Source organism: Mesorhizobium sp. B2-3-4 (assembly GCF_006442315.1).
In the GTDB taxonomy this organism is placed as follows: Bacteria; Pseudomonadota; Alphaproteobacteria; order Rhizobiales; family Rhizobiaceae; genus Mesorhizobium.
Genome location: NZ_VFVY01000009.1, coordinates 95,955 through 113,238, shown reverse-complemented (window position 1 = coordinate 113,238; position 17,284 = coordinate 95,955). Strand labels below are relative to the sequence as shown.

The following is a 17,284-nucleotide window of genomic DNA, read 5'->3' as shown; positions in this document are numbered from 1 at the left end:
ATGGCAGGTTCCAATTCAAGAATACCGGTTGTTGGCATGAAGATTCGCGTTGCGCTCGTTTCCGCATTGCTGGCCGTGTCGGGCTGCACCACCTTGGGCGGCAAGGGACCGACGGTGGCGGTGACCCCGGCCTCGACGCCGCCTGCGGGCGGCAAGGTCGTCACCAAGTCGATCATTTCCGCCATGGGCGGCGGCCTTATCGGCGGGTCGATCGGCAACGGCCTGAGCGATACGGAGAAGCGCAATGCGCTCGAGGCTGAATACAAGGCGCTCGAATACAATACCAGCGGTCAGAAGGTGGGCTGGAAGGGCGATCAGGCCTCCCGCTACGGCGAGGTCGTTCCGGCCCAGCCTTACCGCGTCGGTTCGCAGGACTGCCGTCAGTACACGCAGACCGTATTCAATGGCGGCGCCAGCGTCACGGCGCATGGCACGGCCTGCCGCAATGCCGACGGCAGTTGGACGCCGTTGACCTGAGTTTTCGGCTGACGGCGCCAGTAGCCGGTACCGGTCAGGGATATCAGGCGGCCTGCCGTCAAAGCGTCGCAGGACGGGTGTGTTGGCAGGGCAGGGCTCTGCCTTTATTGGAAGAGCCATGCTGTTCTGGGTCATAGCCGCAATCCTCACGCTGGGCGCCAGCCTGGCGGTGCTTTTGCCGTTGGCCGGGGCCGCCAAGGGCGCGTCGCCGAGCGGCGAGCACGACCTGGAAGTCTATCGCGATCAACTGGCCGAACTCGACCGTGATGCCGCGCGCGGTTTGATCCGGCCCGCTGAAGCGGCCGAGGCGCGCGCCGAGATCGCCCGCCGCATCCTTCGCCTGAGCAACAGGGATATGGCGGGCAAGTCGTCCGGCAAGTCGGCATCGGTCACGGCGAGACTCGTGGCGACCGTGGCCGTGCTGGCGGTCCCGCTGGTCAGTTGGGGGCTCTACAGCCAGATAGGCTCGCCTGACCTGCCATCGCAGCCGCTCGGCGAGCGGCTTGCCAAGAACCCGGCCGACAGTTCGGTCGATGAACTGGTGGCGCGCGCCGAAGCCCATCTTGCTGCCAATCCTTCCGATGGGCGCGGCTGGGACGTGCTGGCGCCGGTCTATCTGCGCATGCAGCGCTTTGCCGACGCCGTCGCGGCCTATCGCAATGCCATTCGCCTGGACGGCGACAGTGCCGTCCGCCAGGCAGGCCTCGGCGAGGCGATCGCGGGTGCCGCGGGCGGAATTGTTTCGGCCGATGCGCAGGACGCCTTCGAGGCGGCTTTGAAGCTTGATCCGGCCAACGCCAAAGCCAGCTTCTATCTGGCCATGGCCCTGGCGCAGGAAGGCCGCGGCAAGGAAGCGGAGGCGGCCTGGCAGGCGATGCTTGGCACACTGCCGCCGGATTCACCCTGGCGCGGCGCCGTCGAACAGGCATTGAACAAATCCGGCGGTGCTGAAGTCGCTTCCGACGCTGCCGCGAAGGGGCCGGATGCCGCCGATGTCGACGCGGCCTCTTCCATGTCGCAGCAGGACAGGGAAGCCATGATCAACACCATGGTCGCCGGCCTCGACGACAAACTTCGTCAAAATCCGCGCGACGCGGAAGGATGGATGCGGCTTGTTCGTTCTTATGTGGTGCTGGGCAAGGCCGACCAGGCGCGCGATGCGCTGGGGCGCGCCATCGCCGTCTTTGGCGCCGGCAGCGACGAAGCCAAGAAATTCACCGCCTTCGCCGCCTCGCTCGGCCTGACGGCGACGGAGTAATCCCTGATATGACGCGCAAGCAAAAACGATTGTCGGTGATTGTGGGCGGTCTGGCTTTCCTCGCCGCCGCCACCGGCCTGACCTTCTACGCGCTCGGTCAGAAAGCGTCCTATTTCTACATGCCGGCCGATCTCGCCACCGCCAGTGTGCCGCCCGGCCAGCGCATCAGGCTCGGCGGTTTGGTCGAGAAAGGCACCATCCAGCGCGGCCAGGGCGCAACGGTTGCCTTTTCGGTCACCGACACCCACAAATCGGTCAAGGTTACCTATACCGGCATCCTGCCCGACCTTTTCCGCGAGGAACAGGGCGTCATCACCGAGGGCACTTTCGGCCCCGATGGCGTCTTTGTCGCCGACAGCGTGCTGGCCAAGCACGACGAACGCTATATGCCCAAGGAAGTGGCCGACGGTCTGAAGGCCAAGGGTGTGTGGCAAGAAAGCAAGAGCGAGTAGGGCGCATGGTCGAGACCGGACATTTCGCCCTGGTTCTGGCGTTCGCGCTTTCGCTGGTGCAGACCATCGTGCCGCTGTTTGGGGCGCGGCTGGACAACCAGCGCCTGATGGCGGTCGGCGGCCCCGTCGCGGTGACCGGCTTTGCCTTGACCGCGCTGTCCTTTGCAGCACTGGCGAGCGCCTATGCGAGCTCCGATTTTTCGCTGGCCAACGTCTGGGAGAATTCGCACTCGCTGCAGCCGATGATCTACAAGATCACCGGAACCTGGGGCAACCATGAAGGCTCGATGCTGCTCTGGGTGCTGATCCTGACTTTTTTCGGTGCGCTTGTTGCCGTTTTCGGCTCCAACCTGCCGGCGACGCTGCGTTCCAACGTGCTGGCCGTGCAGGGTGCCATTGGTGCTGCCTTCTTCCTGTTCATCCTGGTGACATCCAATCCCTTCATCCGGCTCAATCCGGCGCCGATCGAAGGCCGTGACCTCAACCCGATCCTGCAGGATCTCGGCCTCGCCATCCATCCGCCGCTGCTCTATCTCGGCTATGTCGGCTTCTCGATCTGCTTTTCCTTTTCGGTCGCCGCGCTCATCGAGGGGCGCATCGATGCCTCCTGGGCGCGCTGGGTGCGGCCATGGACGCTCGTCGCCTGGATGTTCCTGACCGGCGGCATCGCGATGGGATCGTACTGGGCCTATTACGAGCTCGGCTGGGGCGGTTTCTGGTTCTGGGATCCGGTCGAAAACGCTTCCTTCATGCCGTGGCTGGCGGGCACCGCGCTCTTGCATTCGGCCATTGTCATGGAAAAGCGGTCGGCCCTGAAGATCTGGACGCTGCTGCTCGCCATCTTGACCTTCTCGCTGTCGCTGCTCGGCACCTTCTTGGTGCGGTCGGGCGTGCTGACCTCGGTCCACGCCTTCGCCACCGATCCAACGCGCGGCGTCTTCATCCTGTGCATCCTGACGCTGTTCATCGGCGGCTCGCTGGCGCTGTTTGCGCTGCGCGCCTCGAGGCTGACCGCAGGCGGCCTGTTCCATCCGGTTTCGCGCGAAGGTGCGCTTGTCCTCAACAATCTGTTCCTGACCACGGCCACCGCCACGGTGCTGGTCGGCACGCTCTATCCGCTGGCGGTCGAGGCTTTTTCGAACGACAAGATTTCGGTCGGTGCGCCGTTCTTCAACCTCACCTTCGCCCCGCTGATGGTGCCGCTGCTGGTCATGGTTCCCTTTGGACCGCTGCTGGCCTGGAAGCGCGGCGATGTCCTTGGTGCCGCGCAGCGTCTGATGGTGGCGTTCGCGGCCGCGCTTCTGGCGGTTATGGTCACCGCCCTGTTCATTGACGGCGCTTCGGTGCTGGCCGCGCTTGGCGTCGGCCTTGCCGTCTGGCTGATCCTTGGCGCGCTGACCGACCTCGCCGTCAAGGCGGGGCTCGGCAATGTCGCGGCGCCGGTCATGGCCAGGCGCCTGCTCGGCCTGCCGCGTTCGATGTTCGGAACCGCGTTCGCCCATCTCGGCCTCGGCCTGACGGTGCTCGGCATTGTCGGCACGCTCTGCTTCGGCACGGAGAAGATCCTGTCCATGCATGCCGGTGAAACCGTCGAAATCTCCGGCCGCACGGTGCGTTTCGTCGGTCTCTATCCTGCCCAGGGACCGAACTACAGCGAGGATCGCGGCCGTTTCGAGCTGATCGGGGTCAGCGGCAGCGCGGTCGGCGAGATCAGTTCGGCCAAGCGTTTCTATCCGGTGCGGCAGATGACGACGACGGAGTCCGGCATCAAGACCATCGGCCTTTCCCAGCTCTACATTTCGCTCGGCGACGAGAACAAGGATGGCTCGGTCGTGGTGCGCCTGTGGTGGAAGCCGCTGGTGACGCTGATCTGGGGCGGCGGCCTGGTCATGATGGCCGGTGCGGCCATCTCACTGATGGACCGGCGGCTGCGGGTCGGCGCGCCATCGCGCCGCCGCAGGCAGGCCGTGGCAGTCGCGAGCCAGCCATGAGGGCGAGGCTGTCCGCCGCGGTGCTCGCCTTGATGCTGATGTTCGGTACAGCCGGCACAGTCTTAGCCGTAAAGCCCGACGAGATGCTGGCAGATCCGGCCCTGGAGGCACGGGCACGGGCGTTGTCCGAGGGGCTGCGCTGCATGGTCTGCCAGAACCAGTCGATCGACGAATCCGACGCCGATCTTGCCCGCGACCTGCGTATCCTGGTGCGCCAACGCCTTGTTGCCGGCGACAGCGACCAGCAGGTGATGGACTATGTGGTTTCGCGTTATGGCGAGTTCGTGCTGCTGAAGCCGCGCTTCGATCTTCGCAACGCCTTGCTGTGGGGCACTCCGGTTCTTCTGCTTCTGGCCGGTGGCGTGTTCATCGCCCTGAATGCCCGCTCGCGCCGGCATCCGGCCACGGCTGCGCTTTCGGCCGAAGAGCAGGCGGCTCTGGACAAGATGCTGGACAACTGATCCGGCCATTCCTCCGCTGGCCGGTCCCCTCGCACCGGCCAGGGAATTCATGCGACCTCGCAGATGCAGCAAACATTACCAAAGTTTCATGCGTCGGAAATGGCGGTGTAATGTGGGCCGCTCTAATTCTCTTTCCCTGAGGATGCCGATTAAGGCGCGTCCCATTCGATAGAGGATACGAAACCCCATGAATATTGCCCCCAATTCATATTCCCGCACCCGCAACCGTCTTCTGGCTGCCGTGGCGTCCGTTGCCGTCGCCGGCGCTATCGGTTTTGGCGCACTGACCACTGGAACCAGCCCCGTTCTGGCCGATGCCGTGCGTGTCGAGGCTCCGCAGGTTCCGAGCTTCGCCGATGTCGTGGAGCGCGTTTCGCCCGCGGTCGTCAGCGTCAAGGTCAAGGCCAAGCTGCAACCCACCGCCGATGACGGTTCCGACGATCAGGACGGTCTCGACAATCTCCCCAACAATCCGCAGCTGCGCCGCTTCTTCAAGGAATTCCGCGGCTTTGGCGATCAGGACGGCCAGAACGATCAGGGTCATCGCCGCTTCGGCCATCGTGACCGCAACAACGACCAGCCGCGCCCGGTGGCGCAGGGCTCCGGCTTCTTCATTTCCGAGGACGGCTATCTCGTCACCAACAACCACGTTGTCGAGGAAGGCACCGCCTTCACCGTGGTGACCAATGACGGCAAGGAACTCGACGCCAAGCTGGTCGGCACCGATCCGCGCACCGACCTTGCCGTGCTCAAGGTCGATGGCGGCGGCAAGTTCACCTATGTCGACTTCGCCGATGACTCCAAGGTCCGCGTCGGCGACTGGGTCGTGGCCGTCGGCAACCCGTTCGGCCTCGGCGGCACGGTCACCGCCGGCATCGTCTCGGCACGCGGCCGCGATATCGGCGCCGGCCCCTACGACGACTTCCTGCAGATCGACGCCTCGGTCAATCGCGGCAATTCGGGCGGTCCGACCTTCAACCTCAACGGCCAGGTGGTCGGCATCAACACCGCCATCTTCTCGCCCTCCGGCGGCAGCGTCGGCATTGCTTTCGACATTCCGGCCTCGACCGCCAAGCAGGTGGTCGGGGATCTGATGAAGAGTGGTGCGGTGCAGCGCGGCTGGCTCGGCGTCGAAATCCAGCCGGTTACTTCCGACATCGCCGAATCGCTCGGCCTGAAGTCCAACAACGGCGCCTTGGTTTCGAGCGCGCAGGACGATGGTCCCGGCAAGAAGGCCGGCATATCGGCCGGCGACGTCATCACCCAGGTCGACGGCAAGGACGTGGCCTCGCCGAAGGAACTCGCCCGCCTGATCGGCGCTTATTCGCCCGGCAAGTCGGTTGATGTGACCGTGTGGCGCGACGGCAAGAGCCAGACCATCAAGGTTGATCTCGGCAAGCTGCCGGCCAGCGACAAGCAGGCGTCGGGCGACCAGCAGCAGCAACCCGCCGCGCCGGCAAAGCCCGACACGCTGGCCGATCTCGGCCTCACCGTCACCAAGTCCGAGAACGGCAAGGGCCTGGTGGTGACCGACGTTGACCCCGACAGCGCCGCCGCCGATCGCGGCATCCAGGCGGGCGATGTCATCACCTCGGTCAACTCGACCGAGGTCAACGGCACCGAAGACGTTACCAAGGCCATGGCCGATGCGGTCAAATCCGGGCGCAAGGCCGTGCTGATGCAGATCACCCGTGACGACAACAACCGCTTCGTCGCGGTGCCGGTCGCCAAGGGCTGAGACGACTTTTCCAGTGCGGCGTTTCAAACACCCCCGAGTCGCCGCATGGGAAAGCAAGAAGGAGAGCCGTTAGTCAGTCATCGCGCTCTCCTTCAGCGGCAGCGGGCTTCCCATCGCCCGCTGCCGCGCACCGCATATGGCAGCCCGCGATACGCCTCGAGCCCGACGCCAGTCGGTGTGATGACTGCAGCGTAACGACATGGCCGGGAGCAGGCATGTCGGGCGTAACGACGCCACGGAACGAAGATCTTATCGCGCACGCTCTCGATCATCTTGATCGCGACGCGCTTTGGCAAAGGCTAAAATGCAGATGCCGGCTACTCAACCTTCCAGCGAAATCGCGTATAACGGCCCCATGAAGATTCTCGTCATAGAAGACGATCGTGAGGCTGCGGATTATCTGCAGAAAGCCTTCGCCGAAGCCGGTCATACCGCGCATGTCGCGGGTGACGGCGAGACCGGCTTCGCGCTCGCCGATGCCGGTGACTATGACGTCATGGTGATCGACCGGATGATGCCGCGTCGCGACGGCCTGTCGGTCATTGCCGCGCTTCGTTCCAGGGGCAACACGACGCCGGTGCTCATCCTCTCGGCGCTGGGCGAGGTCGACGATCGGGTCACCGGGCTGCGCGCCGGCGGCGACGACTATCTGACCAAACCCTATGCCTTCTCCGAACTTCTGGCCCGCGTCGAAGTGCTGAACCGCCGCGCCAGCGCCAAGGAGGCCGAAACCGTCTACCGGGTTGGCGACCTTGAGCTCGACAGGCTGTCGCATTCCGTGCGCCGGGCGTCGCGCGAGATCACGTTGCAGCCGCGCGAGTTCCGCCTGCTCGAATATCTCATGCGCCATGCCGGCCAGGTGGTGACGCGCACCATGCTGCTCGAAAACGTCTGGGATTATCATTTCGATCCGCAGACCAACGTCATCGATGTCCACGTCTCGCGACTGCGCGGCAAGATCGAAAAGGGCTTCGACAAGCCGATCCTGCATACGGTTCGCGGCGCCGGCTACATGCTGAAGGGTGGCTAGAGCATGATTCCGAAAAGTGGGAACCGGTTTTCTCGGACAAACGGTTTCCGTTTGTCCAGAGATCATGCTCCAACAAAGAGCTAGGCGACAGCATGGCTCTTTCCGTGCCCGCCATCATGAAGACGACGGCAGCGCGGCTTTCGGCGCTTTATTTCCTGCTTTTCGCGCTGTGCGCCGTGTTGCTGGTTTTCTACATGACGTCGCTGTCAGCGAGCATGCTGACCGGGCAGACGCAGGACACAATCAATGATGAGATAATAGGCCTGGCCCGCGCTTACAAAAAGGGCGGCCTGCCATTGTTGGTGCGCGTGGTCGAAAACCGCTCCCGTCAGCCCGGCGCCAACCTCTATCTGATCGCCGACGCCAATGGCCAGATCCTGACTGGCAATGTGCAGGCCCTGGAACCCGGTGTGATCGATACCGAGGGCTGGACGACCGAGCCGTTCTCCTACAAGCGCTTCGGCGAAGGCGAGCTTGATCGTTTGCGCAGCGGGGGGGCTGACCCGACGCCATCCCCCTCGAACGATGCGGCGGAAACCGAGGGCGAGAAAGGTCACAACGCCATTGCACTGGTGCTGCGGCTGCCCAATCAGATGATCCTGCTGGTCGGCCGCGATCTCGGCGAACCGGAGCGCTTTCGCGCCGTCATCCGCCGCGCCTTGATGTTGGCGCTCGGCATGATGGGGCTCGGCGGACTGCTGATCTGGTTCTTTGTCGGCCGCGCCGCGCTGAAGCGCATCGACAGTGTGTCGCAGGCGAGCCGGCGCATCATGGGCGGCGATCTCTCCGGCCGGCTGCCGGTGACAGGCGCGGGTGACGAGTTCGACCGGCTTTCGGAAAACCTCAATGCCATGCTGGCCAGGATCGCCACGCTCAACGAAGGCCTGAAGCAGGTTTCGGACAACATCGCGCATGATTTGAAGACGCCGCTGACCCGGCTGCGCAACCGGGCCGAAGCGACGCTTTCCGGCAAGCAGAAGACCTCGGACTACCGGCAGGCGCTGGAAGGCACCATCGCTGAATCGGATCAGCTGATAAAGACCTTCAATGCGATCCTGATGATCTCCCGGCTGGAGGCCGGGTATTCTTCCGAGCACACCAACCGCGTCGATCTGGCGGAGGCCGTGCGCGACGTCGTCGAACTCTACGAGCCGGTGGCCGAGGAAGCCGGTGTTTCGCTGGACGTCGAGGTGAGCGGTGCTTTTGTCGTCGACGGCAACCGCGAGCTGATCGGCCAGGCGCTGTCCAACATCGTCGACAATGCAATCAAGTATTCGACCGATTCCACGTCCAAGCCGGCGGTCCGCGTGGTGCTCGAGCGCACGCATGGCGAGATCAGGCTGTCCGTGGAGGACAACGGCCAGGGCATTCCCGACGATGCCGATCGCGCCCGGGCGACGGAACGCTTCGTGCGGCTGGAGAAGAGCCGCTCGCAACCTGGTTCCGGCCTTGGCCTCAGTCTCGCCAAGGCGGTCATGACATTCCACTACGGCCGGCTTGACCTGTTGCCCGGCAATCCGGGACTATCCGTGGTCATGAGTTTCCCCACGCGCGAGGACCATTGATGGCGGCCGTTGCCAAGCGGAGCAAGACAGACTGGCTGCTGAGCCTGGAGACCCCTCTAGCCCCGCTCGACGAGCGGCAGGCGCGGCAGGAACTGGCCGAAGTCGCGGATGCGGCGCGCGAGGAAGGATTGACACAGCTGGCCAAATTCCTGGCCGGCAAGGGGGCGGCGCAGGATTTCCTGGCCGCTGTCTTCGACCTCTCGCCGTTCCTGCGCGACACCGCGCGCCGCCGGCCGCAAATCCTGGACGGGCTGTTCGACCAGCCGGTCGAGGCCCGCCTGAAGACGATCATCGCCGCGATCGACCAGGCGCCGTTGGCGCAAACCGTCTCGGAATCCACCTTGATGATGGAACTGCGCCGCCACAAGGCCGAGGCGCATTTCCTGATCGCGCTCGCCGATCTAGCGGGCGAGGCCGTAACGGCGCTGACCGTAAGGCGGTTGAGCGACCTTGCCGACGCCTGCACCCGCGCCGCGGTCGATTTTCTGCTGCGTGACGCGCACGGCCAGGGCAAGCTCAAGCTGCCCGATCTCGACAGCCCGTCGTTTCAATCGGGCTGGATCCTGCTCGGCATGGGCAAGCTCGGCGCGCACGAGCTGAATTTCTCCTCCGATATCGATCTCGTCGTGTTCTTCGATCCGGAAGCGCCCGCCGTGGTCGATCCTGTCGACGCCACCGATCTGTTCTCGCGCCTGACGCGCCGGCTGGTGCGCATCCTGCAGGATCGCACCGAGCACGGCTACGTCTTCCGCACCGATCTGCGGTTGCGTCCCGATCCCGGCTCGACGCCGCTGGCGATTCCGGTCGAAGCCGCGCTGCGCTATTACGAGGCGCGGGGCCAGAACTGGGAACGCGCCGCGATGATCAAGGCGCGTCCGGTCGCGGGCGATCTTGCCGCCGGCGATGCCTTTCTCAAGGAGCTCCAGCCCTATGTCTGGCGCAAATACATGGACTACGCCGCGATTGCCGACGTCCATTCGATCAAGCGCCAGATTCATGCCCATAAGGGCCATGGCGAGATTGCGGTGAAAGGGCACAACGTCAAGCTTGGGCGCGGCGGCATCCGCGAGATCGAGTTCTTCGTCCAGACCCAGCAGCTCATCGCCGGCGGCCGCTTCCCGGAACTGCGCGGCCGCGAGACCGTGCCGATGCTCGGCCAGCTCGCGGCCCGGGGCTGGATCACATCGGACGCGCGTCACGCGCTTGCCCGCCAGTACTGGTTCCTGCGCCGCGTCGAACACGCCATCCAGATGGTGGCCGACGAACAGACGCACACGTTGCCGGAAGACGATGAAGGGCTGGAGCGCATCGCCCGCATGCTGGGCTTTGCCGATGCCGCCGCGTTTGCCGGGGCCTTCCGTGTCTCGCTGCAGCAGGTCGAGCGCCACTATGCCGCTTTGTTCGAAACCGCGCCCGAACTGTCGGCCGGCATCGGCAATCTGGTCTTCACCGGCGATGTCGACGATCCCGACACGCTGCAGACCTTGCATGGTCTCGGCTTCCAGCGGCCAAGCGATATCTGCAGGGTCATCCGCGGCTGGCATTTCGGCCGCTATCGCGTCACCCAGTCGGCGGAGGCACGTGAGCGGTTGACGGAACTGACCCCGGCCTTGCTCAAGGCCTTCGGCCAGACGCGCCGCGCCGACGAGGCGCTGGTCCGGTTCGACGAGTTCCTCGCCGGTCTGCCTGCCGGCATCCAGCTGTTTTCGCTGCTGCAGTCGAACCCCGCACTGCTCAAGCTGATGGCGACGATCATGGGCGCCGCACCCCGGCTTGCCGCCATCATCACGCGCCGGCCGCATGTGTTCGACGGTTTGCTCGACCCGGCATTGCTGACCGAGCTTCCCGACCGCGCCTATCTCTCGGCGCGGCTTGCCGCCTTCCTCGAGGGCGACAGGGCCTATGAGGACGTGCTCGATCGCTTGCGCATATTTGCGTCCGAACAGAAATTCCTGATCGGTGTGCGGCTGCTTGCCGGCTCGATCGACCCCGCGCGCGCCGGCCGCGCGTTCTCGGATCTCGCTGATCTCACCATCGAGGCGGCCTTGCAGGCGGTCATGGGCGAATTCGCCGCGCGCCACGGCACGGTCGCCGGCGGCGTGGTTTCGCTGCTCGGCATGGGCAAGCTCGGCAGCCGCGAATTGACCGCAGGCTCGGATGTCGATCTCATCCTGCTCTACGATCACGATCAGGACGCCGAGGATTCCGACGGCGACAAGCCGCTGGCGCCGTCGCATTACTACACCCGCATGACGCAGCGGCTGATATCGGCCGTGTCGGCGCCGACGGCGGAAGGGGTTCTTTACGAACTCGACCTGCGTCTGCGGCCGTCCGGCAACAAGGGGCCGGTCGCCACCCATGTCGATGCCTTCAAGAAATACCAGCGCCAGGAGGCCTGGACCTGGGAACACATGGCCCTGTCGCGCGCGCGGCCGATCGCCGGCGATGCTGGCCTCTGCGCCGAGGTCGAAGCCGAAGTCGCCGCGCTACTCGGCCAGCCACGCGACGCGGCCAAGGTGAAAACCGAAGCCTCCGACATGCGCGCCATGATCGAGCAGGAGAAGCCGCCCCGCGACCTCTGGGACATCAAGCTCATCCCCGGCGGCCTCATCGATCTCGAATTCATCGCCCAGGTGGCTGTCATCACGGGCAATGTCGGGCCCGGCCACAGGGCAACGGCGACCGCGGCGGTGCTGTCGCGGCTTGCGCCGCAATTCGCCGCCACCGATGTCAGGCAGGAGCTCGAAGAGGCCTACAGGCTCTATCTGGCGCTGACCCAGATGATCAGGCTTTGCCTGACCGGCCAGTTCGAACGCGACGACGTTCCGCCCGGCCTGTCCGATCTGCTTCTGGCGGTTACGGATCTGCCGGATTTCGGTGTGCTCGAAGCACATCTCAAGGAAACGTCGCGGAAGGTCAGGAAGGATTTCGATCTTTTGCTACGTGGCGGAGGGTCGTGACCGCCGGCCGGTCTATGGATAACTTCGTCAAAGCGCCGATACCCGCGTACAGTGGTCCTGGAGTTAAGCCGCGGCCTTCACCGTCGGCGGCGCTTTCCTCACCGGAATGCGTACCGAGACGATGGTGCCGACACCTTCGGTTGAACGGATCTTGAGTGCGCCGCCCTGCAGCTCGGCAAGCGAGCGCGAAATGGCGAGGCCAAGACCGGAGCCGGCATGGTTTTTGGAAAACTGGTTCTGCACCTGCTCGAACGGGCGTCCGAGCTTGCCGAGCGCTTCCTTTGGAATGCCGCAGCCATTGTCCTCGATCGTCAGCACCAGCGCGCCTGACGTGTTGCGGGCCCTGACCGATATGTGACCGCCCTGGCCGGTGAATTTCACCGCGTTGGACAACAGGTTGATAACGATCTGCTTGATCGCGCGGCGATCGGCGAACAAGGTCAACGCGTCGGCGATGCGTGTCTCGACGGTGATCGCCTTCTGCGCCGCCTGCAGTGAGACGACACGCACCGTCTCGCTGATCAACGGAACGAGGTCGATCTGCTCCTGGTCCAGCGAGAACTGGCCAGCCTCGATCTTGGACATGTCGAGAATGTCGTTGATGACACCGAGCAGGTATTTGCCGCTGCTGTTGATATCAGTGGCGTACTCCTCGTAACGCTCTGATCCCAACGGACCGAACAGGCCCTGTTCCATCAGCTCGGAGAAGCCGATGATGGCGTTCAGCGGCGTGCGCAATTCATGCGACATGTTGGCCAGGAATTCGGATTTGGCCCTGTTGGCCGCTTCGGCACGCTCGGTTTCCTTCATGTATTTGCGGTTGAGGTCAACCAGTTCGCTGGAGCGCTCCTCTTCGGAGCGCCTGGCGAGGCTGAGATCATGGATCGTCGCCATCAGCCGGCGCTCGCTGTCGACCAGCTTCTCCTGGTGCAGCTTGATCTGGGTGATGTCGGAACCGACGGAGACGATGCCGCCATCCCTGGTCCTGAGTTCGTTGACCTGAAGCCAGCGGCCATCGGCGAGCTGCCGCTCGAACGTGGCACCGCCTTGCGGGCCGTTGGTGTTGGCAAGCCGGCGCTCCGAAGCAAACGCCAGCATCCGCTCTTCCAGCGAAGCGCGTGTCACGCCGGGCATCACGTCGCGATCCGAGAGACCGTTGTCCTGCTGGTATTTCGAATTGCACATGATCAGCCGCTGGGTCGAATCCCACAACACGAAGGATTCAGTGATGTTCTCGATCGCGGTTCTGAGGCGAAGATCCGCCGCTTCCGACCGCAGCGCCAGATGACGCTGCTCGGTGACGTCGACGGCGATGCCGATCAGCTGGATTTCCGGCGCCTCGGGGTCCATGACCTGGGCGCGGGCGCGCATCCAGACCCACTGGCCATCGGCATGCCGCATCCGGAACACCTGGTCGATATGGTCGATTTCGCGCGCGACGATCCTGTTGGCGAGTTCGAACAGGTCGCCGTCCTCGGGATGGATGATCTCATCGACCTCGCCGAAGGACAGCATCGTCTCGCAGGGTTCGTAGCCGAGCATGTCGTACATCGAGCGGGACCAGTACATCTTGCCGCGCACCATGTCCCAGTCCCACAGGCCGCAACGGCCGCGCACCAGCGCCATGTCGATGCGCTGATGCGCTTCGAGATAGATGCGGTCGGCCGTCTGCGCGCGCGCCGCCTGGCCGAAATAGGCATACAGGATGATGATCAGCACGCCCGCCGTCAGCACGAACAGGGTGACGTTGAGCGAGACGGTCTTGCGCCAGGTGTCGAAGACCGCTTGCTGCGGCACCAGGGCCGCCGCGGCCCCCTTCCTGTCCTTGGCCACGCTGACCGCCGCGTACCAGTCCTGGCCGCCGATGCTGACCTCCATGACGCCGGCACGGTCGCCGAACATGAAAAGGGGCTGGCCACCCTGGACGAGGCCGTCGAGCGAATGGCCTTGCCAGGGCACCGAACGTGGTGTGACCGCGGTGATCCTGAAGGCACTGTCGGTGATGACCAGGACATGGCTGCGGCCCATCGCGCCCTGGCGGCTGGTGGTCTCCAGCAGGTCCTGGGTGGCGCCGGGCAGCGCATCCGAAGTGGTGGCGAGCGAGCTGGCGAGTTGCGCTGCGGCCAGCGTCAGGATCGCCTTGGCATCGCGCTCGACATCGTCGCGCTCGTTCATGAGCGAGAGCACACGCAATGCGGCGATGACGATCAGGAAGATGACGATGAGAGCCGGTATCGACCGGCGCAGCAGCGGTTCGGCGGCCAGAAGCCGCTTATAGGCGGGTTCGGCGATGAGCCGCGTATTCCCCGCAAGGCCATCGTTTGGCGCCTCGCGGCGCGCAAAAGCCATCCCTCCGGGCGCGCCCCACGCGTCCGCCTTCGCCATAAATGGCACTCCCCGATTTCAGTATGCCGCATTTCTTAGTGCTGGTGATCCGGCAACACCGCACTTCCGAATCGCCATTAAAGAATCAAAGGTGATTCGCCTTGTCCAGTGGTCGGGCGAAAAAACATTAAAAATTGAATAAATAATCGGCCTTTGCGCGTGCCGAGCCTCCTGCCTTCTCCCTGATGAGGGAAGGCGATTTAGGCCAGCGTCCGCTCGACAATATCGCGCAGATCCGCCGAAAGGTTCTCGGCATTGGCGATCGAAAGCAGCGCTTCCCGGGCCTTGGCCTGCCGGCCCGGTTCGAGCGACCGCCACGACCGCAGTGCCGTCGCCAGCCTTGCCGCCACTTGCGGGTTGCGCTTTTCGACCTCAAGCACTGTCTGCGCGAAGAACCGGTAGCCTTCGCCGTCGGCGCGATGAAAGCCGGTCTGGTTGGCGCTGGAGAATGTGCCGACCAACGAACGCACCCGGTTCGGATTGGCCATCGAGAAGGCCGGATGAGCGGACAGCGCCCGAACTGTCTCCACCGCCTGCGGCCCCGGCACGCTGGCCTGGATCTGGAACCATTTGTCCATGACCAGCGGGTCGGATGCGTAGGTCTTTTCGAAAGCCGCCAGCGCCTTTTTTGTCTCCAGCGAACCATGGTGGCGGTACGCGAGCACGGCAAGGGCGGCCGCTCGGTCGGTCATGTTGGTCGCCGACTGGAAATGCCGGGCCGCCAGTGCCGCTCCGCCCGGCAGCAGCGAGAGATAATCCATGAGACTGTTGCGCAAGGCGCGTCGCCCCGCGCTCGCCGCGTCGGGGCTGAAAGCGGTCTTGTCGGCAAGGGTGGCGTAAAGGCCGGAAAATGTCTCGCCATTGGCCGTGGCGATCGCCAGCGCAAGCGACTGGCGAGCTGAATGGATGGCATCCGGATCGATGTTCTTGCCGATGTCACGCGCAATATCCGCGTCGCTAGGCAACGTCAGGGCCAGGGCCCGATAGGCAGGCTCGAGCGTCTCGTCGCCGGCAATGCTGCCGGCAAGTTCGGTCAGCAGGGGCACGAAGTCCGGGCTTTTGCCGCCAAGAATCCGGCGGAAAGCGGCGATCAGCGCATCGGTGAGCAGCGTGTTGAAGGCCTGCCAGCGCGAGAAGGCGTCGCTGTCGTGGCGGGCGAGGAAGAACTGGTCAGCCTGCTTCTGCTCGACCGACAGCGTCACCGGCGCCGAAAAGCCGCGGTTGAGCGACACCGCCGGGCGCTCGCTCACGCCGGAGAAGCGAACCACATGGCGGCGCTTGCGCAGATGAATGATGCCGTCCTCGACGCTGGCGCCCTCGACGCCGCTATATGTAACAGCTTTGCCGCCGGCGCCGATCAGGCCGAAGGCAAGCGGGATATGCATCAGCCGCTTGCGGCTTTCGGAGGGTGTCGGCGGCACCGATTGCTCGATCTCCAGCGTGAATTCGCGCGTGGCCGGATTGTGCGTCGAACTCACGGTCAGGTTTGGCGTGCCCGCCTGGTGATACCAGAGCGCGAACTGCGACAGGTCGCGACCGGACGCATCCTCGAACACCTTGATGAAATCCTCGATCGTCGCGGCTTCGCCGTCATGCCGTTCGAAATAGAGGTCCATGCCGGCACGAAAGGCCTCGGCGCCGAGAATGGTGCGGATCATGCGCACCACCTCGGAACCCTTTTCGTAGACGGTCGCGGTGTAGAAATTGTTGATCTCGCGGTAGCGGCGCGGCCGCACCGGATGCGCCAGCGGGCCCTGGTCCTCGGGGAACTGGTGGGCACGCAGCGTGCGCACTTCGGCGATGCGCTTGACGGCGCGCGAGCGCTGGTCGGCGGAGAATTCATGGTCGCGAAAGACCGTCAGCCCTTCTTTCAGGCAAAGCTGGAACCAGTCGCGGCAAGTGATTCTGTTGCCTGTCCAATTGTGGAAATACTCATGCGCGATGATCGCCTCGATATTGGCGAAATCGGCGTCCGTCGCCGTCTCCTGGTCGGCCAGGACATATTTGTCGTTGAAGATGTTGAGGCCCTTGTTCTCCATCGCGCCCATGTTGAAGTCGGACACCGCGACGATGTTGAAGACGTCGAGATCGTACTCGCGGCCGAACGCCTCCTCGTCCCATTGCATCGACCGCTTCAGCGCGTCCATGGCGTAGCCGGCGAGCGCCTCCTTGCCGGGCTCGACATAGATGCCGAGCTCGACGCTGCGGCCGGACAGTGTGGTGAAACTGTCGGCGACCTTGCCGAGATTGCCGGCCACCAGCGCGAACAGATAGGAGGGCTTGGGGAAGGGGTCGTGCCATCTGGCATAGTGCCAGCCATCGGCGAGATCGCCGTTCTCGACCGGATTGCCGTTGGAGAGCAGCAGCGGCGCCTCGTCGCGCCGCGCCTCGATCCGCACCGTGTAGACGGACAGGATGTCGGGCCGGTCGAGGAAATAGGTGATACGGCGAAAACCTTCCGCCTCGCACTGCGTGCAGTAGACGTTGTTCGAGCGGTAGAGGCCCATCAAGGCCTCATTGCCGGCTGGGGCCAGTTCGGTTTCGATCAGCAGTTGGAAACGACGTGCGGCCGGTGGCTTGAGCAGGGTCAGTTGGTCGGGGCTTGCCAGCATATCGGCTGGTCTTGCCACCTTGCCGTCGATCTCGATGCGCTTGAGCGTCAGCCCATCCCCGTCGAGCACCAGCGGTGCCGATTTCGGGACGCCCTCGCGGCGCTCGATCGTCAAAACCGCGGTGACGATCGTGGCCTGTGGCGAGAGACGGAAGTCAAGGCTGGTTTCCGGAATGAGGTAGTCGCTGGGGCGATAGTCTTCGAGTTTGAAGACCTGGCCTGTGTCTGTGCGCATTCCCTGGCTTTTCCTGTCTTTACGGGGACCGGACGCTGCTTGACCGGTCCCAAAAATTCAAAGCCCGCGCTCTTTACACGAAACAGGCGCTCGACAAAACTGCGAGAGCGGCTATCAGGCC

At 64.3% G+C, this 17,284-nt stretch carries 11 protein-coding genes; 9 read left to right on the top strand and 2 right to left on the bottom strand.

The genetic code is table 11. The annotated features are described in order from the left end of the window. The first annotated feature begins 36 nt into the window (after positions 1–36). The 9 genes from FJ967_RS15690 to FJ967_RS15650 all read left to right on the top strand — a co-directional run bounded on the left by FJ967_RS15690 (position 37) and on the right by FJ967_RS15650 (position 11,932). Positions 37–477 (top strand): hypothetical protein, encoded by a 441-nt coding sequence (locus FJ967_RS15690; RefSeq protein WP_140732729.1) that lies wholly within the window; start codon positions 37–39, stop codon positions 475–477. A 118-nt stretch (positions 478–595) separates the two neighbouring features. Continuing rightward, positions 596–1,735, top strand: coding sequence for a c-type cytochrome biogenesis protein CcmI (ccmI, locus tag FJ967_RS15685; protein ID WP_140732728.1), 1,140 nt, complete (start codon positions 596–598; stop codon positions 1,733–1,735). A gap of 8 nt (positions 1,736–1,743) precedes the next feature. Next, positions 1,744–2,187 carry a cytochrome c maturation protein CcmE gene (gene ccmE / locus FJ967_RS15680; RefSeq protein WP_140732727.1) on the top strand — a complete coding sequence of 148 codons (444 nt, stop codon included), beginning with the start codon at positions 1,744–1,746 and terminating at the stop codon, positions 2,185–2,187. A 5-nt stretch (positions 2,188–2,192) separates the two neighbouring features. Continuing rightward, positions 2,193–4,178, top strand: a complete 1,986-nt coding sequence (locus tag FJ967_RS15675; protein WP_140732726.1) for a heme lyase CcmF/NrfE family subunit — start codon at positions 2,193–2,195, stop codon at positions 4,176–4,178. Continuing rightward, positions 4,175–4,639 (top strand): cytochrome c-type biogenesis protein, encoded by a 465-nt coding sequence (locus FJ967_RS15670; RefSeq protein ID WP_140732725.1) that lies wholly within the window; start codon positions 4,175–4,177, stop codon positions 4,637–4,639. Before FJ967_RS15675 ends, FJ967_RS15670 begins: the two co-directional genes overlap by 4 nt. Before the next feature lie 187 nt (positions 4,640–4,826). Further along, entirely contained in the window at positions 4,827–6,377 is a 1,551-nt protein-coding gene (locus FJ967_RS15665) for a Do family serine endopeptidase (protein WP_140732724.1), read from the top strand. A 355-nt stretch (positions 6,378–6,732) separates the two neighbouring features. Continuing rightward, positions 6,733–7,407, top strand: coding sequence for a response regulator transcription factor (locus tag FJ967_RS15660; protein WP_181175895.1), 675 nt, complete (start codon positions 6,733–6,735; stop codon positions 7,405–7,407). Between the two features lie 92 nt (positions 7,408–7,499). Next, positions 7,500–8,972: an ATP-binding protein gene (locus tag FJ967_RS15655; RefSeq protein WP_140732722.1), complete on the top strand. Its 1,473-nt coding sequence runs from the start codon at positions 7,500–7,502 to the stop codon at positions 8,970–8,972. Continuing rightward, complete coding sequence (locus FJ967_RS15650; protein WP_140732721.1) at positions 8,972–11,932, top strand: bifunctional [glutamine synthetase] adenylyltransferase/[glutamine synthetase]-adenylyl-L-tyrosine phosphorylase; 2,961 nt, start codon at positions 8,972–8,974, stop codon at positions 11,930–11,932. The genes FJ967_RS15655 and FJ967_RS15650 overlap by 1 nt, the downstream gene beginning before the upstream one ends. A gap of 63 nt (positions 11,933–11,995) precedes the next feature. On the opposite strand, the gene FJ967_RS15645 is transcribed toward FJ967_RS15650, so the two are convergent. Both FJ967_RS15645 and pepN read right to left on the bottom strand, forming a co-directional pair. Beyond that, positions 11,996–14,317, bottom strand: coding sequence for an ATP-binding protein (locus FJ967_RS15645; protein WP_140732720.1), 2,322 nt, complete (start codon positions 14,315–14,317; stop codon positions 11,996–11,998). Positions 14,318–14,517: 200 nt separating this feature from the next. Further along, on the bottom strand, positions 14,518–17,163 hold the full coding sequence (pepN, locus tag FJ967_RS15640; RefSeq protein WP_140732719.1) for an aminopeptidase N: 2,646 nt from the start codon (positions 17,161–17,163) through the stop codon (positions 14,518–14,520). Between the last annotated feature and the right edge of the window lie 121 nt (positions 17,164–17,284).